Source organism: Novosphingobium aeonii, assembly GCF_052279045.1.
In the GTDB taxonomy this organism is placed as follows: domain Bacteria; phylum Pseudomonadota; class Alphaproteobacteria; order Sphingomonadales; family Sphingomonadaceae; genus Novosphingobium.
On sequence record NZ_CP176832.1, the window covers coordinates 1,378,760 to 1,404,805 of the forward strand.

The following is a 26,046-nucleotide window of genomic DNA, read 5'->3' on the forward strand; positions in this document are numbered from 1 at the left end:
TAGGGGCTGGTCGAGAATGCCCCGGGAGGCATTTTTCGTGTGGCCGGCATCGTCAAGTTCCGCAAGGCGCGGGGCTATCGGAAACTGACTCTTGCGGGGAGGAGCCCGCTTGCGCGGAAAGGCTTAAACCGCTGCGCGGCGCGGGTCGAGAGGCAAGAGGCCGGTAGTATCGACGCCCATCGTGCGGGCTGCCTCGATTTCGCGCGAGGCAATCTGGGCATGATCGCGCGGGCCGGTATCGAGACGCAGCGGAGACACCCCCGGTCCCTCTCCGGGAAGGCCGAGCGTGAAGACGCGGCGTGCGGAAAGGCCATGTTCGCCAAAGAAGGACAGCCGCACCAGCGGCACGAAGAGGCTGGCCTGTCCCTGCCGCATCACGCGGATGGCGCTGAGCGGCAATTGCAGTTCGCCCTTGAATTCGCGCGTTTCTCCGGCTGTCAGGGCCTCTACGCTGTGCCGGAGCGGCTGGGCCGACGGATCGGGGGCGAGTTGTTCCGCCTGCGAGAGCGAGGCGTGAGCGGAGATCATGTCGGCCAAAATGCGAAGGCCTCCGGGCAGGCCCGCAGGCGGTGCGGTAACCGCGAGGCGGTATTGCAGCGTGGCGTAGACCAGCGACAGGCGCAGGGCGACCGGCTCGAAGACGATCTCGATGTCGTTGCCCTGAACTTCACCGGAGAAGGACTGGGTAACAGGAACGGGTCCGGGGCCAGCCGGGGCAGCGGTCGGCGGCGGTTCAAGGGCGGTCACGGCGGCAGGTGCGGCAGGCTTCGCCGGTTCGTCGAGAAGTTCGTCCTCGGGTTCCGCCTCAGGTTCGAGACCGGCTTCTTCCCATGCGGTCGCAGGTGTCCGGCGGCGGCGCAGCAGAACGAATACGCCCCCGGCAGCGGCAAGGAGCGCAGCGGGAATGGCCAGCCACCATTCGGGCCAGTGCGGCGAGGCGGCGGGTTCCGACGGAGCTTGGGAGGCCGTTGCCGGACTGCCTTCGGAAACCGGGGGTTCGCTCGCGCTGGGCGCCGGCATGGCTGCGGGTGAGGCTGAGACTTCCGGGGAAGGGCTTGCCGGTTCGGGACCCGCCGATGGCGGGGTTTCGGGTGCGATCGCCGGGCGTGCCGGGGTGGCCGAGGCAGCAGGGCGCGGCTGCGGGCGCTCGGTGGCGCGCGCGGCGGGGGGCGGCGGCGGCGTTACCGTGGGCACGGGGCCTGGCCGCGCCGATGGCGTGCTGGCTGGCGGGGTTGCCGCTGCGTCAGGCGCGGTTTCGCGCGGGGCAACGACCGGCACCTGCGGATCGACCGGTCCCTGCGCGCGGGGCGGGTTCTGGCTGTCCTGCGCGCCGGGCGGCAGGCTCCAGGTCGTCGATTGCGCATGAACTGCAACCGGTCCCGCCAAGAGACCCAGCGTCAGTGCCGCGCGTGAAAGAGTGGTCGCGATTTCAGTCACAGTGCCCCGCATCATCCTCCCAAGCCCCAAAAGGGCTCCGCGCTGAACCCCGAGTTAATGCCCTTGGGCCGCGCGGCGAGACGTTGGCGATCATAGCCGAAACAAGCCATGCGGGGCAATCGCGCCGCTGGCAGCTTTCCCCAAGGACCGGGCGGGTTGAAGCGCGGGCTCGCGGCTCCTATCAAGACGGGCATGACTGACATTTCCATGAACCCGCTGCACCTCGGCCAGAACAGTGCCTTGCCTGCCTCGCCCGAGGAGGCCGTGCTTGATTATGTGCCGAACCCGCGTCAGGGCAGCCTCTATCTCGTGCGTTTCGCGGCGCCGGAGTTCACCTCGCTTTGCCCGGTGACCGGACAGCCGGACTTCGCGCATCTCGTGATCGACTATGCGCCCGGCGAAACGATCGTCGAATCGAAGAGCCTCAAGCTGTTCCTCGGCGCGTTCCGCAACCATAACGGTTTCCATGAGGACGTGACTGTCGGCATCGGCCAGCGCCTGTTCGACGAAATGAAGCCTCGCTGGTTGCGTATCGGCGGCTACTGGTATCCGCGCGGCGGGATTCCCATCGACGTGTTCTGGCAGTCCGGCGCGGCCCCGGAAGGGCTTTGGGTGCCGGATCAGGGCGTACAGGGTTACCGCGGCCGGGGCTGACCCTTTCCAAGGCCCCGGCCAATTCCGGCCCGGAGCTTCTGCGCAAGGCCGGGGTGGGCCAATTCACCAAATAGCAGGGGCGCCGACATCCCTGTGCCCCCGGACTTTCCCTCAGGTGACGGCAGGGCGTGGCTACCGATTTCCAAGGTCCGTGCCGGGATACGTATTTCATCATCTTGCCGCGAACTGAACTCCGTTGATCTGCCGGAGATCGACCGTTCCCTTGCCGAGAGCGGCAAGCTGGCTGTTCGACAGGCACTGCGCATAAACGGTCGGAGCGTCCGCCTTCAGCGCGGCATCGGTGGCCAGGGCGCCTTCGATGCCAGCCGCACAGGCAGCGCGCGATTCATAGGTCTGCAAGGGAGCAGGCAATCTTTCGCAAGCCGCTCCATCATCGCTGCAACCAAACAGGGCGAGGGCAATGAGTGTGACGCTCATATCTCTCTCCTTTCGAGAGGGATAACGAGCGACCTGGCAAAAATATCCCGCAAGCGACGGGAAAAGAGTCATTTTCAGGACTGGAACCCCGAGCCCCGCCGCGCGTAGTGTTGGGCCATGGACCAGACCAAAGCCAAACTCATCATCCGCGCCGCCACCGTCGCCGATGCTCCGGCCATCGCGAGGCTCTCGGTAAAAGTCTACGGCAAGGCGGACGCCTTCACCCGCGCCGAAGTTCGCGGGCAGATCATCAATTTTCCCGAGGGCCAGTTCGTGGCCGAATACGACGGCAGGGTGGTCGGCCATTGTGCGACGATGATCGTCACGGCGGAGCAGGCCTTTCGCCCGCATAGCTGGGAGGAGATCAGCAACGGCGGCTACGGTCGCCCCCCCGCTGACGACGGGGATGTGCTCTACGGCTTCGAGGTCTGCGTCGACCCCGACTATCGGCGCTTGCGCATCGGCCAGCGGCTCTACCGCAAGCGGAAGGAACTGTGCCAGTACTTCGAACTGAAGGGCATCGCCTTCGCTGGACGCATGCCGGGCTATTCGCGCCGCAGGCGCCAGTATCCCAACCCGGCTGACTATGTGCAGGCGGTGAAGGACAAGAAGGTCCGCGATCAGGTCATCCAGTTCCAGATGAACGAGGGTTACGAGCCGCGCGGGATTCTGCCGGACTACATCCCCAACGACAAGGAAAGCGGCGGCAATGCCGTCATCATGTACTGGACCAACCCGCTTGCGCCGCGCGATACCGGCAAGGCTGTGCCGGGATTCAAGGAACGCGTGCCGTCCACCGTGCGCGTCGCGACCGTCCAGTTCATGATGCGCAAGATCGAGGCGATCGACCAGTTCGAGGAGCAGGTCGAATACTGGATCGACGTGGCCGCCGATTACGAGAGCGACTTCGTGGTGTTTCCGGAACTGTTCACGCTGGAGCTGCTTTCGATCGAGGAGACCAAGCTCGAACCCGCCGCCGCCATTGAAAAGATTGCGGATTACACCGAGCGCTTCGTCGAATTCATGCAGCGCATGGCGGTGAGCTACAACATCAACATCATCGGCGGATCGCACCCGACCAGGGTGAAGCTGGGGCAGGGCAAGAGCGAGATCCGCAACATCGCCTATACCTTCCTGCGGGACGGCGCCGTGCACGAAACGCAGAAGCTTCACCCCACCCCTTCGGAGCGCCGCTGGTGGAACATCAAGGGCGGCTACGGCGCCAATGTGATCCCCACCGACTGCGGACCCATCGGGGTGATGATATGCTATGACAGCGAGTTCCCGGAGCTTTCCCGCCACCTCGTCAACCAGGGCGCGCTCATGCTGTTCGTCCCTTTCTGCACGGACGAACGGCGCGGCTTCCTGCGCGTTCGCTACTGCTGTCAGGCACGGGCGGTGGAGAACCAGTGCTACGTCGTCACCTCGGGCGTCGTGGGCAATCTGCCGAACGTCGAGAACATGGATGTCCACTACGCCGAGAGCGCGATCCTGACCCCTTCGGACTTCCCCTTCGCGCGTGACGGGGTGGCGGCGGATACGGCGCCGAACACGGAGACGATCGCCATCGCCGACCTCAGCCTCGACGCGCTGCTCACCGCGCGCCAGTCGGGCGCGGTGCAGAATCTCAAGGATCGCCGTTTCGATCTGTACCGCGTGGAATGGACCCAGCAGTAAAGGGCCGGGCTATTTCGCGGCCTTGAGGCGCGCGGCGGCGTGTGCCACGCGCTTGCGCGTCGCGGCGATCAACTCGTCCAGGCTTGCGACCTGCTCCACGCCGTAGCGCTCACCCGTGATGTCGACGTTGCCCTTGCGCCAGAAGCCGGGCGGGCAGAGCAGCACGACCTTGCCTGTCCGTGCGTGGAGGCCGAGTTCGAGCAGGCTCACCGGGCTCTGCGATCCCGGAGCGAGATAGAGAACGATCACGTCGGCACTTTCCAGCGCGGCGAGTTCCCATTCCACCTGTTTGCGGAACTCCGGTTCGTCCGCCTCGGGCTTCCAGGCCGGGTTCCAGTCCGGACGGCGCGGGTTGAGCAGGGTCACGTTCTCGTCCTGCAGAGCCGCGATCACTTGCTTCTGCCAGTCCGGGGCAGAACCCATGTCGATGCTTCCGCCCAGGAACACGCGCGGACGGTCATGAGCGGCGGGAAGCGCTTGCGGGGACGTGACTACGATCGCTTCAGCCATGGCAGGGGCCGGCATCAGGATCGCACAGAGCGAGGCAGCAGCGGCGAGGAGGACTGGTCTCATGGCCCGCCTCTAGCCAGAGCAGCGTGCTGCGGGCCAGTGAAAACGTCATCTCATATCGTAAGCCAGAGCGCGGCATAGGCAGGAAGACCGGCCTTCGTTGCCCCGTTCACCGCGAGCAGCACCTCGCCCTCGGCGGGCAGGGCAAAGGCTATCGGATCGGCGGAGAGATTGAACAGGCATCGCACGCGCTCCCCACCTTCTGCGCGGTCGAACGAGAGCAGAGCGCCATCGGCAGTGCATTCGGCCAGCGTGCCATGGTGAAGCGCCCGGCTTGCATTTCGCAGGGCCAGGACGTTGCGGGTGAAGTGCAGGAGCGAGGCAGGATCGGCTTCCTGCACAGACACCGCGCGGGTGAGGTTCTCGGCCGAAAGCGGTAGCCACGGCTCGCCGCCTGTAAAGCCGCCCAGCGGGGCATCGTCCCACGGCAGGGGCGTTCGGGCGCCGTCCCGCGAAAGGGTGAGGGGCCAGTTGGCAATGGCTTCCGGGTCCTGGAGCTGTTCGAACGGAATCTCGTCCTGCACGAGGCCCAGTTCCTCTCCCTGGTAGAGGATAACATTGCCGCGCAGCGCCATGAGCAGTGCCATCTTCACGCGTTCGAACGGCGCTTGATCCTGCGGGGCGCTCCAGCGTGAAACGGCGCGGGGCGCATCGTGGTTCTCGAATGCCCAACTTGGCCAGCCGCCGGTTTCGCCCGGCGCGAGCTCCCAGCGCCGGAGCGTGTCGGCGACGAACTGCGCCGTGAGCGCGGGCGCATAGAGGAAGTCGAACCCGTAGGCGCTATTGAGGCGGCGTTCGCCTTCGGTATAGGCGCGCCGGTCCGCCTGCGGATGATCTCCGCCAATTTCGGCTACGGTGTGAACCGCGCCATGTTCGTCGCACACCGCGCGCAGGCGTTCGACGAAGCGCACCATATCGGGGTGGGACTGGCTGTAGGTCTTGAGCTGGAAGTCGAAGGGCCGGGTACGCAGGCGGCCATCTGCGGGGGCGGGCGGATTGTCGCGCAGGAGCGGGTCGTGCATCGCGTGGTTGAGCGCATCGAGCCGGAACCCGTCGACCCCGCGCTCCAGCCAGAATCGCGCTACGCCGAGCACCGCGTCCTGCACGGCCGGGTTATGCATGTTGAGCTGGGGCTGTTCCTTGAGGAACGTGTGCATGTAGTACTGGCGGCGGCGCCCGTCCCAGGTCCATGCGGGACCGCCGAACACCGACTGCCAGTTGCAGGGCGGGGTACCGTCTTCCTTCGGATCGTTCCAGACGTACCAGTCCGCCTTCGGGTTGCCGCGGTCGGAGCGGCTTTCCGCGAACCAGGGGTGCTGGTCCGAGGTATGGGCGTAGACCTGGTCGATGATGACCTTGAGCCCGAGGGCATGGGCGTGCGCCACCAGCGCGTCGAAATCGGCCATGGTGCCGAACACCGGGTCTATCCCGCAGTAATCGGCCACATCGTAGCCGAAGTCGCGCATCGGGGAAGTGAAGAAGGGCGATATCCAGATCGCATCTACACCCAGCCGGGCAACATGGTGCAGCTGCCGCGTGATCCCCGCGAGATCGCCCACGCCGTCTCCGTTGGTGTCCTGGAAGCTGCGCGGGTAGATCTGGTAGATCGATGCGCCCTTCCACCACGGCATGTCGGGGGCAGGGGCGGAGCAGGGCTCCGCGGACGCGCCGGGCGCAGGCAGGGCATCTTCGGTTTCGGTCAGGCTCATGCACACCTTCCGCGATGGGATTGCCCTTCGCCCATACCATCGAGCGGCCGCTTGCGCGAATTTTTTGCGGCGCTGCACAATGATGCTTGCCGCAAGGCAGCGCTGTGGTAGCCATTGGATGAAAGCATGGGAAAATGCGGAGGCGACCTCTTCGGATCCCGGCTCTAAACTATACTGATTGCAGGGCTTTTTCGAACGCGCCTGCGACGGCCAGATCAGGAGTGCGCCCGTGGCTACCGATCCTGTTGCCAGCAGCAAGGCTGCAATTCCCTCGGAAATGGACAAGCATATCGTCAGAGTGCTTCGCCAGCGCGTCGGAAAGGACGAGCGTGCCGCCAAGCAGCATGACTGGTACACCGCCTCGATCCTCGCCCTGCGTGACGAGATCATCGAGAAGTGGATAGATTCCACCCGGCGCACCTACGATTCCAGCGGGAAGCGGGTCTACTACCTCTCGATGGAGTTCCTGATCGGCCGCCTCCTGCGCGATGCCCTCTCGAACATGGGCATGACGCGCGAGTTCGAGGCGGCCCTTCGCGCCCATGGGCTCGATCTCGCCGCGCTGGAGGAGCTGGAGCCTGATGCGGCGCTCGGCAACGGCGGCCTTGGCCGTCTCGCCGCGTGCTTCATGGAGAGCCTCGCGACGCTCGACATCCCGGCTTACGGTTATGGTATCCGCTACGTGAACGGGATGTTCCGTCAGCGCATTGACGACGGCTGGCAGGTGGAACTGCCGGAAACCTGGCTGGCCCACGGCAATCCATGGGAGTTCGAGCGGCTCGAAAGCACATACCGCATAGGTTTCGGCGGCGAAGTCGTGGCCGAGGGGGACGGCGTTTTCTGGCATCCGGCCGAACATGTCGAGGCGACCGCGATCGATACCCCTGTGGTGGGCTGGCGCGGCAAGCGCGTGAACACCCTGCGCCTCTGGACGGCGAGCCCGCTCGACCCAATCAAGCTCGATGCCTTCAACGCAGGTGACCATTTCGGTGCCCTGTCGGAACAGGTGCGGGCGGATAGTCTCGTGCGCGTGCTCTATCCCGCCGATTCCAGCTCCGCCGGACAGGAACTGCGCCTGCGGCAGGAGTATTTCTTCACGGCCGCCTCGATCCAGGACATCGTGCGCCGCCATATCCAGTACGAAGGCGATATCCGCACCCTGCCGGACAAGGCGGCGATCCAGCTCAACGACACGCATCCGTCAGTGGCCGTGGCCGAACTGATGCGCCTGCTTGTCGACGAAACTGGACTGGAGTTCAACGAAGCCTGGGACATCTGCCGCCGCACGGTGTCCTATACCAACCACACGCTGCTGCCGGAGGCGCTGGAATCCTGGCCCCTGCCGCTGTTCGAACGGCTTCTGCCGCGCCACATGCAGATCATCTACGCGATCAACAGCCGCGTCCTTCGCGAAGCGCGCAAGGCGGGGTGCAGCGACGCGGAGATCGCCGCGATCTCGCTGATCGACGAGAACGGAGAGCGCCGCGTGCGCATGGCGAACCTTGCGTTCGTCGGCGCACATTCGGTGAACGGCGTGGCGGCGCTTCACACGGAGCTGATGAAGGAGACGGTCTTTGCCGATCTCCACAAGCTCTACCCTGACCGGATCAACAACAAGACCAATGGCGTCACCCCCCGCCGCTGGCTGCAACAGTGCAATCCGGGGCTCACCAAGGTGATCCGCGAGGCGATCGGCGATGCCTTCCTCGACGATGCGGCCCGGCTCGCTGACCTCAACGCCTTCGCGGACGACAGGCAGTTCGGCGAGCGGGTGGCCGAAGTGAAGCGGGCCAACAAGGTCGTGCTGTCGGACTACATCAAGAAGACCATGGGGATCCGTCTCGATCCGGACGCGCTGTTCGACGTCCAGATCAAGCGCATTCACGAATACAAGCGCCAGCTTCTGAACCTGATTGAAACGGTTGCGCTCTACGACCAGATCCGCAGCCATCCCGAGCGGGACTGGGTGCCGCGCGTGAAGATCTTCGGCGGCAAGGCTGCGTCCAGCTATCACAATGCGAAGCTGGTGATCAAACTGGCCAACGACGTGGCGCGCCGCATCAATGCCGACCCTTCAGTGGGCGGGCTGCTCAAGGTCGTGTTCGTGCCGAACTACAATGTCAGCCTGGCGGAACGGATCATTCCCGCCGCTGACCTGTCGGAACAGATTTCGACCGCGGGCATGGAGGCTTCGGGCACGGGCAACATGAAGTTCGCGCTCAATGGTGCGCTTACCATCGGCACGCTTGACGGCGCGAATGTCGAGATCAAGGATCATGTCGGCGACGACAATATCGTGATCTTCGGCCTTACCGCCGAGGAAGTCGCCCACAAGCGCGCCAACGGATACAATCCGCGCGAAGTGATCGATGGTTCGCGCGAACTGAGCCAGGCGCTAACCGCCATCGCATCCGGCGTATTTTCGCCCGATGATCCGGACCGTTACAAGGACCTGATCCGCGGCATTCATGAGCATGACTGGTTCATGTGCGCCGCCGATTTCGACAGTTACGCCGCTGCACAGCGCTCCATCGACGCCCGGTGGGAGGATGTCGTCGGGTGGCGCGCTGCCGCGATCAGGAACATTGCCAACGTCGGTTGGTTCTCTTCGGATCGGACGATTTCCGAATATGCCAGAGATATTTGGAAAGTCCTGTGAAACCACCAGAAAGCGCCATCGAATCCCTGCTGGAAGGCCTCAACGCCGACCCGTTCTCGCTTCTCGGCGCGCTTTCCGGTCCTGACGGGACGTATGCCCGCGCGATCCTGCCGGGCGCAGAGACGGTGGAGGCCTTCAGCCTCGACGGCCGCCGGCTGGGCATGCTGGGCAAGGTCGATGACCGGTTCCTGTTCGAAGGCAAGCTGGTGGGAAAGCCCCAGCCGATCCGCTATCGCTGCACGGCGCGGGACAGCGACTGGCTTGTCACCGATCCCTATACTTTCGGCCCGGTGCTGGGCCCTGTCGACGACCTGCTGATCGCGCAAGGCACGCATTTCCGGCTGTTCGACAAGCTCGGCGCTCATATCATCCGCCACGAAGGCGCGAACGGCGTTCACTTCGCGGTCTGGGCGCCCAATGCGCAACTGGTAAGCGTCGTGGGGGACTTCAACGACTGGGACCCTCGCCGCCATGTCATGCGCGATCGCAGCGACATCGGCGTCTGGGAAATCTTCATCCCGGATATCGCGGATTACCGTGCCTACAAGTACCATATCATCGGTGCCGACGGTATGGTCCAGCCGCTCAAGGCCGATCCCTTCGCCTTCATGTCGGAAATCCGGCCCGCCACCGCCTCGATGACCGCGCACCCCGCCAAGCTGGACTGGGGTGACGAAGCGCACCGCGCGCACTGGGCCTCGATCGATCCACGCAAGGTTCCCGTCTCGATCTATGAAGTCCACGCGGGTTCGTGGCAGCGGGATCGCTTCAACTGGTTCCTCAACTGGGACGACCTTGCCGACCGCCTGATCCCCTATGTCGTCGAGATGGGTTTCACCCATATCGAATTCCTGCCGATCAGCGAGCATCCCTACGATCCATCCTGGGGTTATCAGACGACCGGGCTCTACGCCCCCAGTTCCCGTTTCGGGGAACCGGCGGGCTTCGCGCGTTTCGTGGATGGCGCGCACCGGGCCGGAATCGGCGTGATCCTGGACTGGGTTCCCGCCCATTTCCCGACCGACGACCATGGGCTGGTCCGTTTCGACGGCACCGCGCTTTACGAACATCAGGACCCGCGACTTGGCTTCCAGCCGGACTGGAACACGCTGATCTACAATTTTGGTCGGCGCGAAGTGGCGAGCTTCCTCGTCAACAACGCGCTGTTCTGGGCAGAGCGCTATCACATCGACGGGCTGCGCGTGGATGCGGTGGCCTCGATGCTCTACCGGGATTACTCGCGCAAGGAAGGGGAGTGGATCCCCAATGCCCAGGGCGGACGCGAGAACTGGGAAGCGGTGGACTTCCTGCGCGCGACGAACCGGGCGATCTATGCCCAGCATCCCGGCGTCTTCACTATCGCCGAGGAATCGACGGCCTGGCCGGGCGTCACTCAGCCCGCCTACGACGTGCCCGAGGGAGAACGGGCTTCGGCGCTGGGCTTCGGCTTCAAGTGGAACATGGGCTTCATGCATGACACGCTGCGCTACATGGCGCGCGATCCCGTGCATCGGCGCTATCACCACGACGATCTGACCTTCGGGCTGATGTATGCCTTCTCGGAGAACTACGTCCTGCCGCTCAGCCATGATGAAGTGGTGCACGGCAAGGGCTCGCTGCTCAACAAGATGAGCGGAGACGACTGGCAGAAATTCGCCAATCTGCGCGCCTACTACGGCTTGATGTGGGGCTATCCGGGCAAGAAGCTGCTGTTCATGGGGCAGGAGTTCGCGCAGCGCCGCGAATGGAGCGAGGAGCGCGCGCTCGACTGGGAGCTGCGGGATGCGCCTGCGCACGAGGGCATCCGCAATCTCGTGAAGGACCTCAATCGCATCTATTGCCAGAAACCCGCGCTCCACGCCGGGGACTGCGAGGGCGAGGGGTTCGAGTGGCTGGTGGTGGACGATGCGCAGAATTCCGTCTTCGCCTGGCTGCGCAAGGCGCCCGGTTCCAGGCCGATCGCGGTGATCTCCAACATGACCTCGGCCATGCATACGGGGTATGGACTGCCGCTGCCGCATGACGGCAAATGGAACGAAATCCTCAACAGCGATTCCCGTCATTATGGCGGGACCGGCAAAGGCAACTTGGGGCAAGTCAAGGCCGCGGACGGGCAAGCCATGGTAACACTGCCGCCATTGGCAACGATCATGCTCGAATACGCAGGCTGAAACGAGATACGAAGGAGAGTGAGTGCAATGAGGACGCCGACCGGATCGCCACTCGCGCGCGATGCCATGGCCTATGTCCTTGCCGGCGGACGCGGCAGCCGGCTTAGTGAACTGACCGACAATCGGGCCAAGCCGGCAGTCTATTTCGGGGGCATGAGCCGGATCATCGATTTCGCGCTGTCGAACGCGATCAATTCGGGCATCCGTCGCATCGGGGTCGCCACGCAGTACAAGGCGCATAGCCTGATCCGGCACATGAACCGTGCCTGGAACTTCATGCGGCCCGAGCGGAACGAGAGCTTCGACATCCTCCCCGCCAGCCAGCGCATATCCGAGTTGCTGTGGTACGAGGGCACGGCCGATGCGGTGTTCCAGAACATCGACATCATCGCCTCCTACAGCCCGAAATACATGGTGATCCTTGCAGGCGATCACATCTATAAGATGGACTACGAATTGATGCTGCAACAGCACGTCAATTCGGGGGCGGACGTCACGGTCGGCTGCCTCGTCGTGCCGCGCAAAGAAGCGACCGCTTTCGGCGTCATGCATGTCGACGAGAACGACGTGATCACCTCGTTCCTCGAAAAGCCCGCCGATCCGCCCTCGATCCCGGGCGACCCGGGCAATTGCCTCGCCTCGATGGGCATTTACGTCTTCGACACCGAGTTTCTGTTCGAACAGCTTCGCAGGGATGCCGCAGATCCTGATTCCCGGCGCGATTTCGGCGGGGACATCATTCCCTACATCGTCAGGCACGGTAAGGCACAGGCCCACCGTTTCACCAATTCCTGCATCCGCGCGGCCGAGGAAATCGAGGAGTACTGGCGCGACGTCGGAACTGTCGATGCCTACTTCGACGCCAACCTGGACCTGACCGATACCGTTCCCAAGCTCGACATGTACGATCGGGACTGGCCGATCTGGACCGACACTGTCGTCGCCGCGCCCGCCAAGTTCGTGCATGACGAGGAGGGGCGGCGCGGGCAGGCGATCTCGTCGCTGATAAGCCAGGACTGCATCGTCTCCGGCGCGCTCGCGCGGCGCTCGCTGCTGTTCACCGGGGTCAAGATGGGCAGCTTTTCGTCCGTGAACGAGGCAGTGATCCTGCCCTATTGCAACATCGGCCGCCATGCCCGCCTCTCGCGCGTGGTGATCGATTCCGGCGTCCGTATCCCCGAGGGGCTCGTCGTTGGCGAGGATCCTGAACTGGACGGCCGGCGCTTCCGCCGAACCGACAACGGAGTATGTCTCATCACCAAGCCGATGATCGACCGGCTCGGCCTGTGATCGGGTTGGATAGCGAATGCCGTTGAAGGTTCTATCCGTCGCTTCCGAAGCGGTGCCGCTGGTCAAGACCGGTGGCCTCGCCGATGTCGCAGGGGCACTTCCCGCAGCTCTCGCCGAACACGACGTGGAGATGACGACGCTGCTTCCGGGCTATCCTTCAGTGATGAAGGCGATCGGCCGGGCCCGCCCCGTCCATTCGTGGGACTCGCTGGTAGGGTCGCCCGCGCGGCTACTTTCGGCAAGGATCGACGGTTATCCGCTGCTCGTGCTTGACGCGCCGGCGCTTTATGCGCGGGAGGGCGCGCCCTATGCCGACACGGCCGGACAGGACTGGGGCGACAACTGGCAGCGTTTTTCCGCGCTCGGGCGTGCGGCTGCCGATATCGCCGGCGGCGCCGTGGTCAGCCGGGGCAAGCCTAAGCGCTTCGATCTTGTCCATACGCACGACTGGCAGGGGGCGATGGCCAATGCCTACCTCCATTTTGCGCCTTATGGCGGTGAGGGCGGGCGTGTCCCCTCGGTCGTGACGATCCACAACATGGCCTTCCAGGGCTGGTTCGGTGCGGAAGTCTTTCCGCGCCTCGGCCTTCCGCCAGAGGCATGGACGCTGGACGGGGTGGAGTATCACGGCGGCATCGGCATGTTGAAGGCGGGGCTGGCCTGCGCAAACGCCGTGACGACCGTAAGCCCCACTTACGCGCGTGAAATCCGCTCGGCTGCTTTCGGCATGGGGCTCGAAGGCCTAATCGCCGCGCGTGGTCATGCGGTTTCAGGCATTCTCAACGGGATCGATACCGCGCTCTGGAACCCGGCGAACGACCCGGCGCTGGCCGTTTCCTACAATGCTCGCCAACTTGATAAGCGGATCGCGAACAAGCGGGCGCTCGAAGCCGAGTTCGGCCTGGAAATCGACGATGGCCCGCTGTTCATCGTCGTGACCCGCCTGACCTGGCAGAAGGGCATGGATGTCCTCCTGGAGGTGCTGGATCACCTCGTCGGCATCGGCGGGAGACTGGCGCTGCTGGGCTCCGGCGATCTCGCGATCGAACGGGCCCTGCACGAAGCGGCGGCGCGCCACCCCGGGCGCATAGCCGTGCGGATCGGTTACGACGAGGATCTTTCCCACCGGATGCAGGGAGGGGGCGATGCGATTCTCGTCCCTTCACGCTTCGAACCCTGCGGCCTGACCCAGCTTTACGGGCTCGCATATGGCTGCGTGCCGGTGGTGGCGCGGACCGGCGGACTTGCCGATACGGTGATAGATGCCAACCCGGCGGCCTTGGCGGCAGGTGTGGCCACCGGGGTCCAGTTCGATGGCGTGAACTACGATGCCTTCGCGGCTGCACTTACCCGCACGGTGGAGCTTTACGAACGTGGCGATCTCTGGCGGGCGATCCAGAAGAACGCGATGAAGAGCGATTTTTCCTGGAAGGCCAGCGGGGCCGCCTATGCCCGGCTCTATCGTTCCCTGATCGCATGACCGCACTGGGAGCGACAGTCGGGAAAGGCTGCACGCGATTTGCGGTGCGCGCGCCGCGCGCCGACATGGTCTGGCTCTGCCTTTTCGCAGGGGAGCATGAGGTCCGCCATCCGATGGAGCGAAGCGGGCCTGACTGGGTTCTGACACTGCCGGAGGAAATGGCGGGCGGCCGTTACGGCTACCGCGCGGCAGGCGAGTGGGCGCCGCCGAAAGGGCTCTGGTTCGATCCCGCGAAGCTGCTGGTCGATCCCTATGCAGTCGAACTCGATCGGCGTTTCGTGCAGGATGGCACTTTGGCCGAATTCGGGTCGGATACCGCGAACATCGTTCCTCGCGCCATTGTCCCGGCTCCGGCCGAACCGCTCATGTCGGGGCCGCCGCACTTCGCGCCCGGCGGGCTGATCTACGAACTCAACGTGCGCGGTTTCACGCGCCTTCATCCCGACGTGCCGGAACATATGCGAGGCACAGTTGCCGCCCTCGCGCATCCCTCCGTGATCGCGCACCTCAGGAAACTGCATGTGAGTGCGGTGGAACTGATGCCGGTGGTCGCCTGGATTGACGAGCGGCACTTGCCGCCACTGGGGCTCGTCAACGCCTGGGGTTACAATCCGGTGGCGATGATGGCGCTCGACCCCGGCCTGTGTCCGGGCGGCATCGCCGAACTGCGCGAAACAGGGGCCGCACTTCACGCCGAGGGCATCGGCGTTCTGCTCGATCTCGTGTTCAACCACAGCGGGGAGAGTGACGTGGCGGGCGGTGTTATTTCGCTGCGTGGGCTCGATAATGGCGCATATGCCCATGCCCCTGACGGTTCACTGATAAACGACACCGGCTGCGGCAATATGCTGGACTTCGCCAATCCCGCAGTGCGGCGCCTCGCGCTGGACGCCATGCGCCATTTCGTCACGCGCTGCGGTGTGGACGGCTTTCGGTTCGATCTTGCGCCGGTGCTGGCGCGCGGGCCCGGTTTCGATCCAGCCGCTCCGATCTTCGCGGAAATCGCGGCGGATCCGGTGCTTTCCACCCGCGTGATGATCGCAGAGCCGTGGGATATCGGGCCGGGCGGCTATCAACTCGGCAATTTTCCAGCGTCATGGCTTGAATGGAACGATCGCTTCCGCGACGATGTGCGACGTTTCTGGAAGGCCGAGGAAGGTATCGGCAAGCTGGCCACGCGGCTGGCGGGCTCCAGCGATGTGTTCGGCCCGGTCACGCCCGATGAAGCGTGCCGCTCCATCAATTTCCTGGCCGCGCATGACGGTTTCACTCTGGCTGACACCGTATCTTACGAAAACCGTCACAACTGGGCCAATGGCGAACAGAACCGCGACGGTCATGGCGATAACTTCAGTTGGAACAACGGCGTAGAAGGTTCGAGCGACGATCCGCAGGTGCTTGCTGCCCGCCATGCCGACATCAAGGCCATGCTGGGCACGCTGTTCGTTTCCACCGGAACGATAATGCTCACTGCAGGAGACGAGTTCGGGCGAACCCAGCACGGTAACAACAATGCCTATTGCCAGGATAACGCTATCGGTTGGATCGACTGGGAACGGCGCGATTGCGAACTGGAAGATCACGTCGCGGAATTGGCCGCATTCCGCGCGGCTAACCGGACCGAGTTCGCGCGCCAAGCCGAAGATCTGCGCTGGGTCACATCCAATGGCGAGGATATGACGGTGGCGGATTGGGAAAGTCCCTTCGCAGAGACCCTTTGCTGGCAATTGGGCGGCGGGGCCCTGAAGGTAAGCGTCAGGCGCGAGGCTCGGGAAGTTCTGCTCGGCCAGGAGGTTACACCAGCCCGCTGATCAGGGAGTGAAGGCGCTCTCCTGCAGTGTCCCAGGTCAACGCTGCGGCTCGGCGGGCGCCACGCGCACGGAAATCGTCAGCGAGCATGGGATCATCCAGAATGGCGCTGATTGCCTGCCGATATGCCGACGGATCTTCAGCATCGACCAGCACCGCAGCACCTTCGCAGACTTCCGGCATGGCTCCCGCGCGCGCGGCCACAACCGGGGTGCGGCAATGCATCGCCTCGACAGGTGGCAGGCCGAACCCTTCCGTCAGGGAGGGGAAGACGAATACCGAGGCGGCGGAGTAGAGCGCCCGTAGTTCGGCATCGGATACGAAGCCCGTGAAAACCGTGCCCGGAGGCGGCGTCCAACCAGCCATGCTGTACCGATCGCCGGATGGTCCGCCAGCAACGACGAATCGATATCCTTCGGGCAATGGCTGGTGCATGGCGCGGAACAGGCTGCGCATGTTCTTGTAGCCCTTGATCGAACCCATTGTCAGGACGAAGCGCCCCGATTGCAGCCCGAGCCGCTGCAGTATCGTGCTATCAGCGGGCACGCCGAGCAGGTGATCCGTGCCGTTATGCACGACATCGATCTTGTCGTGGTGCCCGATGCCATGTGCGGCCAGCGCATCGCGAGCGAAAGCGGATACGGTCAATATGCGGCGGGCCCGCCGTCCGATCCACGGCAGCATGCGGCGATAGGCAGCCGCCTGGCGGCCGGAATAGTCTTGCGGATAGAGGAACGTCTGCGCGTCATGGATCATGACCACGCTGTTGCCATGAAGCAGCGGAGCGAGATTGCAGAAATTGACCAGCAGGTTGCTGCGCGCCAGTTTCGGCAGCGTCAGCATTTCCCAACCCTGCCCGCTGCCGCAACGCCCGCGAGCCTGCGTGGGGGTAAGATGTGCAAATTCGGCGGCCGATGCTGCGGCAAACGGCGAAAGCAGGCGAACATCATGTTCGCCTGCGGTTCGCTTGATGAGCTGTTCGCAGTAATGGGCGGCGGTACGATGAACCCCGTTTAGGCCGGCGCCCAGGAACTTGCCGTTGATATCGATGCTGGCCATTGCTTCACGCTACCTTGCGTTTGCAGAAGGCTTCGGCGTTGTCCTTCGCTTCCCGGTAAAGCGTTTCGTCGCGGGCGTAATATTCGGCGATAAACCGTTCCACTTCGTCGCCCAATGTGATTGAGCCGTAGCGGTTCGCGGCCTTGGCGAAGGCGCCGCTTTTCATCCAGAAAGGATAGATCGCCTGCTTCAGGGATGGGGGGAGCAGCTTGCGGCCAACGAAACGGGCCGCTGGCTGGATGGGACCCGCCCATTTTCGCGGCTCGTGCCGGGCATGATCGTGCGGGATGTCGATCGTGAGGCCGGTCTCTGTCTTCACCCAAAGCGCGGCGGCATCGATGCGGTCGATCGGGAAAATCTTGGTCACGATGCGTTCGCCGCCCAACTCGGCATAGTCACACTGGCGGGAGAAGTGGATATATTCCATGTCGCAGAAGTGCCCCCGGGCATCGAGCCAGTCACACACATGCCGTGCCTCCTCTTTCAATATGGGGTCGTCCGCGCGCAGTGCTGTCATCCCGCGATGTTCTCGAAGACGCTGCAAGAGCGCCGAAAAGAAGCGATCGCGTGGAGGGCGCGCCAGGATGAAGCTGCGAGAACCTACCAGGGTGGACCACGTCGCCGGAAAGTGCCTTTCGAGAAAGGCGAGCGGCACATGTTCTGGCTGGACCCGGCCCAGCCCCGGCATGCCGGTTACGCCGGCCTCCATGAGTCTCTCCGCTTCCGGTTCGTTGACGCCGAGGTCCGTGGCCATCGCGGCAAAACACAGCGCATCGCATTGGGCCAGAGCATTGCGAACGCTTTGGCCTGCGTTCTTGGGAATGTGGATGAATGCCAGGCGGGCAGCTTGGATATAGAGCACGGTTTCATCTCCTTCGTAGGGTCTGAATTTAACCGGAAAAGACCTCCAGGCTGAAAATGCGCAGCCGGTAGGCCATGGCGAGGAACACGAGTCCCAGCATCGCGGAAGCGAGGAGGCCGATGACAAGTGTGGTGATGGGGGGAGCGGACATTATGAGGAACCCACAGTGGCGCAGCGCGTAAAGCATCAGGAAATAGGCCAGACCGAGTGCGCCGGCGGCGATGAATTTCCTGACCGCGGGGCCGACGCGCACATGGCCTTTCCATCGAATGAGATGAAAGCCCCAGATCGTGGTGATAAGCACCACGAATGCTTGCGACCATGCGAGCGCCGCGATGCCGAAAGGTGTGGCGATGAGGATCGCCGCCACGGACAGGGCGGCAGCGATCAGATTGAACATCATGACCCAGTGCGTCCGGTCCAGCGCCGCGAAGGCGGGTTCAACCAGTAACTGGCCCGCACCTGCCACGCCGCGCAGGCTCATCGCATAAGTGACGACCAGCGCGGCAAGATAGGAAGGTTGGAAGAATGCGGAAACGATGTCTCGTCCGAAAACTATGATAACGGCACCCGCCATGCCCGTCAGCAAGGCGACGGTGCCCGAGAACCGGGCCAGCGGTCCGGCCAGATCCTGCTCCTGACGCGCGGAATTGCCGAATTGGGTTGCGGCGAAGTTGCTCATCGGCTGCGTCAGAATGTCAGTTGCGCCGGTAGCGATGCGATTGCCGAAACGGTACAGCCCTACATCGGCGGGCGAGTGGAACAGGCCGAGCATCACATCGCCGGCATATCGCGCTAGAAACGCCAGAAAGCGCGATCCATAGAGATTGCTGGAAAAGGCCGTGGCCTTGCGCGCCAAAGCCATGCTGAACTGGAACATCGGCCAGGTTCGGCCCGCCACGACGAACAGCACTGCGCCGAACAGAATGCGCACATAGCGCGCGGCGACCAAGGCATAGAGCGAATGCCAGTACCACAGCAAGATTGCGCCGCTGATCAGCGCAACCAGGTTCTCTACGAAGACGAACTTGAAGTTAAGTGCTACCGCCTGCCGCCGCAGCAATGTCGCCGAAGACCAGGCAACGATCGAGGCGACGGGCTGTGCCATTGCGAGCAGCAGCAGAACAAGGCCGAGTTCTTTGGCGCCGAAAAGCCACTCCAGGGGAAATGCGATAGCGGCCAGGAACAGCGATGCTGCCCCGACCAGCGCAAGTATCAGCCAGAAGCACGTTGATACGACCAGCGAATCTTCCGCTTTCGCAACGAGGACGAACTGGAATATTCCTGTATAAGTGAGCGTCTGAACGAGAATGACGAAGACGTTCGCGAGGCTGAACACCCCAAAATCGGCTGGCTCCAGAAATCGCGCGGCGAGGAGCGTTATGACCAGGGTCGAGACTTGTTCCAGCGCACGGGCTGAAAACGCGAACAAGGCGAACCCACCGCGATTGCGAACGATCCGAAGGTTGGCGCGTCTCAGAACCGCAACGCTCATGCCGCTGGGGCCCTATCGGGTGAACGTGCACCTTGCACCCGCGTTTGCTGGCGGCTCTTCATGTGGGAACGTTCCCGATCCTGCCACGACTTGGCTCGCGTTGAACGGTCGAGGGCGGGAGGCTGTCATGAGGATGATTCAATTGACAATAGTCCTGCGTGATTTCGGGGCGTGCAGCGATTTCGACTTGATTCTGAAAGCCATTCCGATCGCTGGTGAGGGTTAACCCTATCATCAAGCGAAGTTTCCGTTCGTGAAACTCCCCCCAAGTTGGATGAAGATTGTTCGGAGTTACGATTGCGCACCACACGGTTTCGTGGGTCGCATTTTCGCTTATCAACGACGTATTTTGGTCGTTTCGGCGATTGATGTCGCCGGGTTTCAGGCAATCTGCAAGGCGGACGCACGTTGAATTCGACGAATTCGGCGCAGGTTGCTGACCACAGATCTTTCTCGGAGAGCGGAGCGCTTGTCGATCTACGCAGCGAGCAACGAATAATCCGTCGTTGACGAGAATCTGCTTTTACGTGCCTAATTCTCGGATTTTTACTACGTGATTTTGCGCAGAAATGACCATCATGTCGCTATTTTGGCGGGTTTTGTTTTACGCGTCCAAAGTGGAGCCAGATCATGTTGCGGATGCGAAGAGGGGGGTGATAGCTCTGATTAACCAAGCAGTAAGGATGCTCGTCAGGCTTCCTGAGCGTTGTCAGAGGGAGTGATTGAGTGGCGGAAACGGCACTACGCACATTGTGTCTGCAGGAAGATGTGTACTTGGCTGACGGTCTTCGGCCAAGCAATGCACGCCCTTCTGTTGCACAACCCAGGTCGATCAACTTTGGGGAAGCGATGCTCTGGCGGCTTTTTGATGTACTGGTGGCCAGCGCAATCCTGATGTTCATGCTGCCCTTCCTGATTGTCCTGGCCATTGTCACTTACCTCGGTGATCCTGGCCCCATATTCTACCGGCATCGCCGCATCGGCTGCCGCGGACGCTACTTCGGCTGTCTTAAATTCCGCACGATGAAGGTTGATGGCGATGCGATCCTGAAGGAGCATCTGCAAAGCAATCTCGCAGCGCGTTTCGAGTGGGAACGCACCCGGAAACTGCGCCGAGACCCGCGCGTGACACCCATTGGGGCAATCGTGCGAAAATTGAGCCTTGATGAGTTTCCGCAGCTTTTGAATGTTCTGGCCGGAGACATGAGTATCGTTGGGCCTCGCCCTATAGTTGAACAAGAAGTTCTTCGATATGGCCCATATTTCGAATACTACTGTCAGGTCAGGCCGGGGCTAACCGGAATATGGCAGACAAGCGGTCGTAGCGACACATCCTATCAACAGCGCGTTGACATGGACGTATCTTATGTTGAACGAAAAGGTCTCGCTTTAGATGCATGGCTGCTTTTAAAAACTCTCCCGGCAGTCATGTTTGCCCGAGGATCATATTGAGCTGCGCACTTCAGGGAAGTGGGGGGAAGGGGCTTTGTGCCCCTTTTTTGTGCGAACAGGAAATGTGGCGTGGATTTTAATGTTCAGAGTAATGCCTGTTCATATTGATTCACGATTGTATTCGCCCAGCTCTCTGGTGTGTTGCACAGATTGAGATAGTTCTTGTGCCCATGGGTGGACATGCGTTTGACCCGCGCATTGTCGGCATGGAGGTCCAGCAGGGTACGCGCGAATTCTTCCAGATTTGCAGTATTAGCGGAAAGCCCAAACCCGGCGCGCTCGATCTCGGGCGCAACGAGCGCGCGGTTGCTTACAATGACCGGCACACCTGATCCGATGGCTTCGAGCGCAACCAGCCCGAAGGGCTCTGCCCAGCGACTGGGCATTACGGCAAGCTTGGCGCGAGACAGTGCCTTTGCTGCGCCTGCACGATCCTGACGACCGAGCATGATCGCGTCTGGATTTATTGCACGCACATGATCGACTTCGCTGCCGTCTCCCACGAACGTAATTGGAATTCCTGCCATGGCAGCAGCCTTGGCAGCGAGATCGGCGCCTTTCTCGGCTGAAATCCGGCCAATGTAGATGATCCCGTTGTTTCGTTCCGCCTCGATGCGCTGGGGTGCAAGGGGGGTGACGGGGTTTCGCACCGCGACCAATTTTTCGGCAGGCCAGTGACCAAGTGCGAAATTTCGGGCCTGGCCAGGGTGGATCAGTAACATGCGATTAGCATTCGCACCTACCGTTTGCACTCGCCGGACAGCCTCCCGGCCTGAGCGCCAGAGCTTGTGTGCGTATGATGATTTATCGCACCGACAGCTGAGGCATGCCGCCGAAAGTGGGGTAAGCGAACAGTCCTGCTCGGTCACATAATTGAAAAAGGCTCCGTTGGGGCAGCTGTTGAAGTAATCGTGTCCATGCAGAATCACGCGCAGCGACACATCGCGAAGAGCGCCGAACACCGCGGGGGACAAAATTTTCGTCCAGCCATGAACGTGATAGATCGTCCCCGGCGTATCGTTTTTCCGTATCCAGTCTCGCACGCGGAATAGTGATGGCGGATTGAAAAGGCCTTTCGTCAAGGCGCCTATCGTGGAGCGGTCCAGCAGGGACTTCCCGTTCAGCGGGATGAACTCGACATCATCTCTGCCGAAATTCGTGCCGGTGTCTCCCGCGAAGAAGGTGACGGGTACGTCACGGCTCCGGAGTTCTTCGATCAGAACCTGCACAAGATAGGAAGCACCACCCAGCGCTTCGCTGTAATCGTGGAATAGAACCACGCGCTCGATCTTGTCTGGCATAAAGGGTGCGGCCTTGGTCTGAATATCAGAAGAAGCGTTGTTCGATCCGGATCGTGTCGCCGGGAAGAACCGCTGCTCCGCTTGTGAGCTTATAGGAATGTTCCGCGCCCTCTCGGGAATGGCGGATATAGACCATTTTCTCATTGGCCCGATAGGTGAAGCCGCCAGCTTTCGCGATCAAAGCGAATAAGGACATGCCTTCGGAATATGTATATTCTCCCGGTTTCTGAACTTCGCCAAGGATATAAATTGGCTGATAGCTGACAAGGTCGAGCGTGATCTTCGCGTCACGGACATATTCAGTGCCGAAAAGGCGAGTAAGTTCGCCGCGCAGTTCGGCAGGGGTTTTCCCCGCAGCCGTTACATTGCCGACCATAGGCAGCCCGATCAGGCCTTCGTCGTTTATGACATATTCTCCCGAGAGATCTTTCTCGCGAAAGACTTCGATCTTGATCCGATCCCCGGCGGCAAGGCGATATTGCACGACGTTGACGCTTGGCAATTCGTTGGAAGCTGCCGTTGTGCATCCGGTCAGGCAAACGCCGAGGATGAGAGCGATCGCGCGTAGCATCATGATTTCTCCTAGGCTCGTAAGGCGCAGCTTCAGGCGAACTCGCCAATGGGGCGGTATGACCGGAGTGCGTCCAGAATGCCGTTGTCGAACACTTCCGGCGCGAAACGGCGTGCGTTGTGAATGGCGTCTTCAGGCTGGAAGGTGGGCAGCCACTGGTCAAAACGCTGCAGCGCTTCGCAGAGAGCGGAAACGGTCTGTTCCTGAAAGAACAGCCCGGTTTTCCCGTCCAGAATTGAGTCTGTGACGCCGCCGTGACCATAGGCAATGACCGGGCGGCCACTGGCGTTCGCTTCGACGGGGACGATGCCGAAGTCCTCTTCAGGCGTGAACACGAGAGCCCTGCAGGTTGCGTAGGCTTCCTTGAGTTCCTGGAATGACAGGCGTTTGCGCACTTCCACGTTCGGGCCGGCATTGGCAGAGATGAATTTGAACATCTCGCCATCGCCAACCATCAATGCGGGTACACCAAGGCGATTGAAGGCTTCTAGGGCGATATCCGCCCGCTTGTAGGGGGTCATTTGGCTGGCCCAGAGGTAGCGGTCGGAAATCTGGCCGGAAGGTGTGAAGGCATCGACCATGACCGGGGGGTGCACAACCCGCGCTTCCCGGCCCCATACCTTCCGGATACGGCGGGCAACGAACGAACTGTTCGCGACCAGCGTGTCGACGCGATTGGCAGAGCTGACATCCCACTGACGCATCCGGTGAAACATCGCGGGCATCATTATGCGGCTGACGGCCCCCGCCGACGCTTTATAGTCCTGATAATGATCCCACAAGTAACGCATGGGGGAATGGCAATAACAGAGGTGAAGTGTGTCAGGGCTGGTGATGACGCCCTTGGCTGGACCGGATTCGCTGCTGATAACGAGATCGTAACCGCGCAGATCAAGTTCTTCCAAGGCCATGGGCATGAAAGGAAGATATTTCTGATAGTGACGCCGCGCACCGGGGAGGGCGCCGACGAATGTCTGGCGGACGTTGGCAGACCTTATTTTCTGCGAAACCCTGGCCGGATCGTAGACGTGCGTGAAGATGTCCGCGTGAGGGAACAGATCCAGGAGGCGCTCCAGCACGCGCTCGCCACCCCGCATCGAAACCAGCCAATAGTGGATCAGCGCCACGCGCTTGAATGGGAGGCCTTCGCGCGTCATGCGTAATAGCCGCGATAGTGCTTGTAAAAGCTGGCGATGTCGCTTCCCCCAAAGCGGACCTGCTTCTTCATGTCGACCTTGTTGAGGACGATGCCGAGGCCTTTGATGGCACGGATCGGCAATTGCCGGATCGCAGCCTTGGCCACGCGATCGACGGTTTTGCGCCAATGGACGACAAGGACGACATGGTCGGCCAGCGATACGATTTCACGGGATTCTGCGATGGGCAGAATGGGCGGACAATCCAGCACGATAATGTCGAAGTCTTCGCGAAGGCGGGCGATGACGCGGTTGAGGCGGCCTCTTTCGGTCAACCGCTCACCCTTCGCGAAGGGGCGGGTGATCGGGATGATGCGCATCGGGGAATCGGAATCCGTGTACTGGGCGATTGCGCCGCTTTCCGAATGCAGCGCCTCGTAGAGACCCTGTTCGCCGCTGATGAAGCCGAACTGTTTGCTCAACTGCGCACGGATGACATCGCAGTCGATCACGACGACCCGCTCGTTGGCCATGGCAAGCGAACGGGCCAGGCAAGAGGCGATTGTCGATTTGCCTTCGCCGGGCAGTGCCGAAGTGATGGCGATTACCTTGCTGCTCGAAGGGCCGGACTGGCGGACCGAGACGATTACGTTGCGCAAGGCTTCGGAAAAGGCGCCGTCGGAATGGTCTCGCACGGTATCGAGGGGCGTAGCAGCATGGGGATCGACGGAGCGATGCGAGGGAATGAAGCCCAGTGCGCGGATGCCGAGGCGGTTCTCGATATCGTCCAGGGTTGTGAAGCCGCGGTAGGAAAGCTCAGAGACGACCGCGAGCGTTGCGCCTGCGAGAAGCCCGACCACGAAGCCAAGTGCCAGGTTGAGCGGCAGGTTGGGTGAAATCGGCAGCAGAGGCGTAGTCGCTGCGGATACCAGGCGAGCGCTCGGCTGCTCCGAGCCGCTTTCGGCAACGACCGAATTGTAACGTTGCAAATAGGACTGGTAGAGCAGCTGGGTCGCGTCTGCGCGTTTTTCCAGGTCTGCCAGAGCTACCAGCGCGGTATTGTCGGTGCTGAGCTGGGCGCGGGTTCCGCTGCGGCTGGACAGCAGGGAGGACAGGCGTTTTCCGGACGAATCCGAGCGGCTTTCCAGTGCCTTGATCGATCGTGTGACTTCCGTGGCGATCTGCCGGTCGATATCGGCAATTTGCTGGCGAGTGGTCACGAGGTCCGGGTTGTTGTCGAAGTAGCGCTGCGACAGGTCCCGTTCGCGGATGACGAGTTGGGCGCGTTCCGCGCGAAGGGACGTGACGACAGGGGAACTGACAGCCTCGCCCACTCCGTTTGCGCCGCTTCTCTGCAATTGGCGGCGTGCGCTGGATAGGGAAGCGGCGTCGCGGGCGGCTTCTGCACGGGCCTCGGCGATCTGCTGGTTGTAGGTCGAGATTTCCTGCTCGGTGAGGCTTGTTGCGGCGGAACTGAGCAGCCCTTTGCGAATGCGATAGTCTTGCACGGCCGCGAAAGCCTCGTTCGCGGATTTGCGCAGTTCATCGACGCGTGCCTTCAGGACTTTGGCTGCAGTGGCATTTGTCCTGGCAAGTTCGCGGGCGTCGTCCGTCGTATAGAGGCGTGCGAATGCGTTGGCGACGTTTGTCGTTCTCTCCGCGCTGGAATCGGTGAACGAGATGCGCAAGTTGAAGGACTCGCCTACCCGCGCGACATTGAGGTGCTTCAGGAGATAGGTCGTGGCCCTTTCGATCAGCACGGCGCGATCTGTTTTGGCGAGCGCGGTATCGTCGCTGCGGTCGATCCCCAACGAGGCCAGGAAATTGTCCAGGAAGGAACGCGGGGCTATGACATCAGACAGGAAAACGCGGTCCTTCAACAAGCCGGTTGTTTCCAGGACCTGGGCGGCCATTTCGCGCGATGCGATCAACTGGATCTGCGTTTCCACGTCTTCGGAGCGGACTGGCCCTGGAGTGTCTGAATCCTTGTCCTGGGGAACGAGCTGGGTCGATTTCGTGATCATGACGACGTCGGCGGTGGAAAGGTAGGTTTTGGGCAGCGCCGTGGTCCACAGCAGTGCGAGAAGCACACAGATGGCCAGTGTCAGCACAAGCACTTCCCTGCGCCTGCGCAGCATCGCCATCAGATAGCGCACAGTCATCTGGTCGTCCGAATAGCGATAGCTCTCGGACCCTTCGATGACCTGCGGGACCGCTCCGGACGCTTCATAGATCGCGGGAAGGTTCAAAATTGAGCACTCCTTCGAGTTCGCCTG

General features: G+C 62.2%; 19 protein-coding genes. 8 read left to right on the forward strand and 11 right to left on the reverse strand.

Annotated elements, in window-relative coordinates:
- Positions 1 to 123: 123 nt before the first annotated feature.
- Complete coding sequence (locus ACLIMP_RS06950) at positions 124 to 1,437, reverse strand: hypothetical protein (RefSeq protein ID WP_443478128.1); 1,314 nt, start codon at positions 1,435 to 1,437, stop codon at positions 124 to 126.
- A 192-nt stretch (positions 1,438 to 1,629) separates the two neighbouring features.
- On the opposite strand from ACLIMP_RS06950, the gene queF reads away from it, so the two are divergent.
- The gene (gene queF / locus ACLIMP_RS06955) at positions 1,630 to 2,091 is read left to right on the forward strand and encodes a preQ(1) synthase (RefSeq protein ID WP_185997907.1); all 462 of its coding nucleotides are present in this window, start codon (positions 1,630 to 1,632) and stop codon (positions 2,089 to 2,091) included.
- A 171-nt stretch (positions 2,092 to 2,262) separates the two neighbouring features.
- Here the strand turns inward: queF and ACLIMP_RS06960 are convergent, their stop codons facing one another.
- A complete protein-coding gene (locus tag ACLIMP_RS06960; protein ID WP_324698389.1) occupies positions 2,263 to 2,529 on the reverse strand; it encodes a hypothetical protein in 267 nt (88 codons plus the stop codon).
- A 117-nt stretch (positions 2,530 to 2,646) separates the two neighbouring features.
- On the opposite strand from ACLIMP_RS06960, the gene ACLIMP_RS06965 reads away from it, so the two are divergent.
- Entirely contained in the window at positions 2,647 to 4,206 is a 1,560-nt protein-coding gene (locus tag ACLIMP_RS06965; RefSeq protein ID WP_054440105.1) for a bifunctional GNAT family N-acetyltransferase/carbon-nitrogen hydrolase family protein, read from the forward strand.
- 9 nt (positions 4,207 to 4,215) lie between these two features.
- On the opposite strand, the gene ACLIMP_RS06970 is transcribed toward ACLIMP_RS06965, so the two are convergent.
- Together ACLIMP_RS06970 and ACLIMP_RS06975 are read right to left on the reverse strand one after the other, a co-directional pair.
- Positions 4,216 to 4,779: a nucleoside 2-deoxyribosyltransferase domain-containing protein gene (locus ACLIMP_RS06970; RefSeq protein ID WP_324698391.1), complete on the reverse strand. Its 564-nt coding sequence runs from the start codon at positions 4,777 to 4,779 to the stop codon at positions 4,216 to 4,218.
- 50 nt (positions 4,780 to 4,829) lie between these two features.
- Positions 4,830 to 6,485, reverse strand: coding sequence for an alpha-amylase family glycosyl hydrolase (locus ACLIMP_RS06975; protein WP_443478129.1), 1,656 nt, complete (start codon positions 6,483 to 6,485; stop codon positions 4,830 to 4,832).
- Positions 6,486 to 6,762: 277 nt separating this feature from the next.
- Here ACLIMP_RS06975 and ACLIMP_RS06980 point away from each other — a divergent pair, with 277 nt between their 5' ends.
- The 5 genes from ACLIMP_RS06980 to glgX are packed head-to-tail and all read left to right on the forward strand — an operon-like array spanning position 6,763 to position 15,896.
- Entirely contained in the window at positions 6,763 to 9,144 is a 2,382-nt protein-coding gene (locus tag ACLIMP_RS06980; protein ID WP_443478162.1) for a glycogen/starch/alpha-glucan phosphorylase, read from the forward strand.
- Entirely contained in the window at positions 9,141 to 11,315 is a 2,175-nt protein-coding gene (gene glgB / locus ACLIMP_RS06985; RefSeq protein WP_324698393.1) for a 1,4-alpha-glucan branching protein GlgB, read from the forward strand. The genes ACLIMP_RS06980 and glgB overlap by 4 nt, the downstream gene beginning before the upstream one ends.
- 27 nt (positions 11,316 to 11,342) lie before the next feature.
- Complete coding sequence (glgC, locus tag ACLIMP_RS06990) at positions 11,343 to 12,605, forward strand: glucose-1-phosphate adenylyltransferase (protein WP_132469479.1); 1,263 nt, start codon at positions 11,343 to 11,345, stop codon at positions 12,603 to 12,605.
- 16 nt (positions 12,606 to 12,621) lie between these two features.
- Positions 12,622 to 14,085 carry a glycogen synthase GlgA gene (gene glgA, locus ACLIMP_RS06995; protein WP_324698396.1) on the forward strand — a complete coding sequence of 488 codons (1,464 nt, stop codon included), beginning with the start codon at positions 12,622 to 12,624 and terminating at the stop codon, positions 14,083 to 14,085.
- Positions 14,082 to 15,896 (forward strand): glycogen debranching protein GlgX, encoded by a 1,815-nt coding sequence (gene glgX / locus ACLIMP_RS07000; RefSeq protein ID WP_443478130.1) that lies wholly within the window; start codon positions 14,082 to 14,084, stop codon positions 15,894 to 15,896. Before glgA ends, glgX begins: the two co-directional genes overlap by 4 nt.
- Here the strand turns inward: glgX and ACLIMP_RS07005 are convergent.
- The 3 genes from ACLIMP_RS07005 to ACLIMP_RS07015 are packed head-to-tail and all read right to left on the reverse strand — an operon-like array spanning position 15,880 to position 19,310.
- Positions 15,880 to 16,953, reverse strand: a complete 1,074-nt coding sequence (locus ACLIMP_RS07005; RefSeq protein ID WP_324698397.1) for a glycosyltransferase family 4 protein — start codon at positions 16,951 to 16,953, stop codon at positions 15,880 to 15,882. The genes glgX and ACLIMP_RS07005 overlap by 17 nt on opposite strands.
- A 4-nt stretch (positions 16,954 to 16,957) precedes the next feature.
- Positions 16,958 to 17,815, reverse strand: coding sequence for a hypothetical protein (locus tag ACLIMP_RS07010; RefSeq protein ID WP_054440112.1), 858 nt, complete (start codon positions 17,813 to 17,815; stop codon positions 16,958 to 16,960).
- Positions 17,816 to 17,843: 28 nt separating this feature from the next.
- The gene (locus ACLIMP_RS07015) at positions 17,844 to 19,310 is read right to left on the reverse strand and encodes an oligosaccharide flippase family protein (protein WP_324698399.1); all 1,467 of its coding nucleotides are present in this window, start codon (positions 19,308 to 19,310) and stop codon (positions 17,844 to 17,846) included.
- 774 nt (positions 19,311 to 20,084) lie between these two features.
- Here ACLIMP_RS07015 and ACLIMP_RS07020 point away from each other — a divergent pair.
- Entirely contained in the window at positions 20,085 to 20,762 is a 678-nt protein-coding gene (locus ACLIMP_RS07020; RefSeq protein WP_443478131.1) for a sugar transferase, read from the forward strand.
- Between the two features lie 83 nt (positions 20,763 to 20,845).
- Here the strand turns inward: ACLIMP_RS07020 and ACLIMP_RS07025 are convergent, their stop codons facing one another.
- From ACLIMP_RS07025 to ACLIMP_RS07040, 4 genes are read right to left on the reverse strand one after another with little or no spacing between them, the layout of a single operon-like run.
- Positions 20,846 to 22,063 (reverse strand): glycosyltransferase family 4 protein, encoded by a 1,218-nt coding sequence (locus tag ACLIMP_RS07025; RefSeq protein ID WP_324698403.1) that lies wholly within the window; start codon positions 22,061 to 22,063, stop codon positions 20,846 to 20,848.
- Between the two features lie 25 nt (positions 22,064 to 22,088).
- Complete coding sequence (locus tag ACLIMP_RS07030) at positions 22,089 to 22,637, reverse strand: polysaccharide biosynthesis/export family protein (RefSeq protein ID WP_324698405.1); 549 nt, start codon at positions 22,635 to 22,637, stop codon at positions 22,089 to 22,091.
- Between the two features lie 29 nt (positions 22,638 to 22,666).
- Positions 22,667 to 23,791 carry a glycosyltransferase gene (locus ACLIMP_RS07035; RefSeq protein WP_324698407.1) on the reverse strand — a complete coding sequence of 375 codons (1,125 nt, stop codon included), beginning with the start codon at positions 23,789 to 23,791 and terminating at the stop codon, positions 22,667 to 22,669.
- Positions 23,788 to 26,019, reverse strand: coding sequence for a GumC family protein (locus tag ACLIMP_RS07040; RefSeq protein WP_324698409.1), 2,232 nt, complete (start codon positions 26,017 to 26,019; stop codon positions 23,788 to 23,790). Before ACLIMP_RS07040 ends, ACLIMP_RS07035 begins: the two co-directional genes overlap by 4 nt.
- Positions 26,020 to 26,046: the final 27 nt, after the last annotated feature.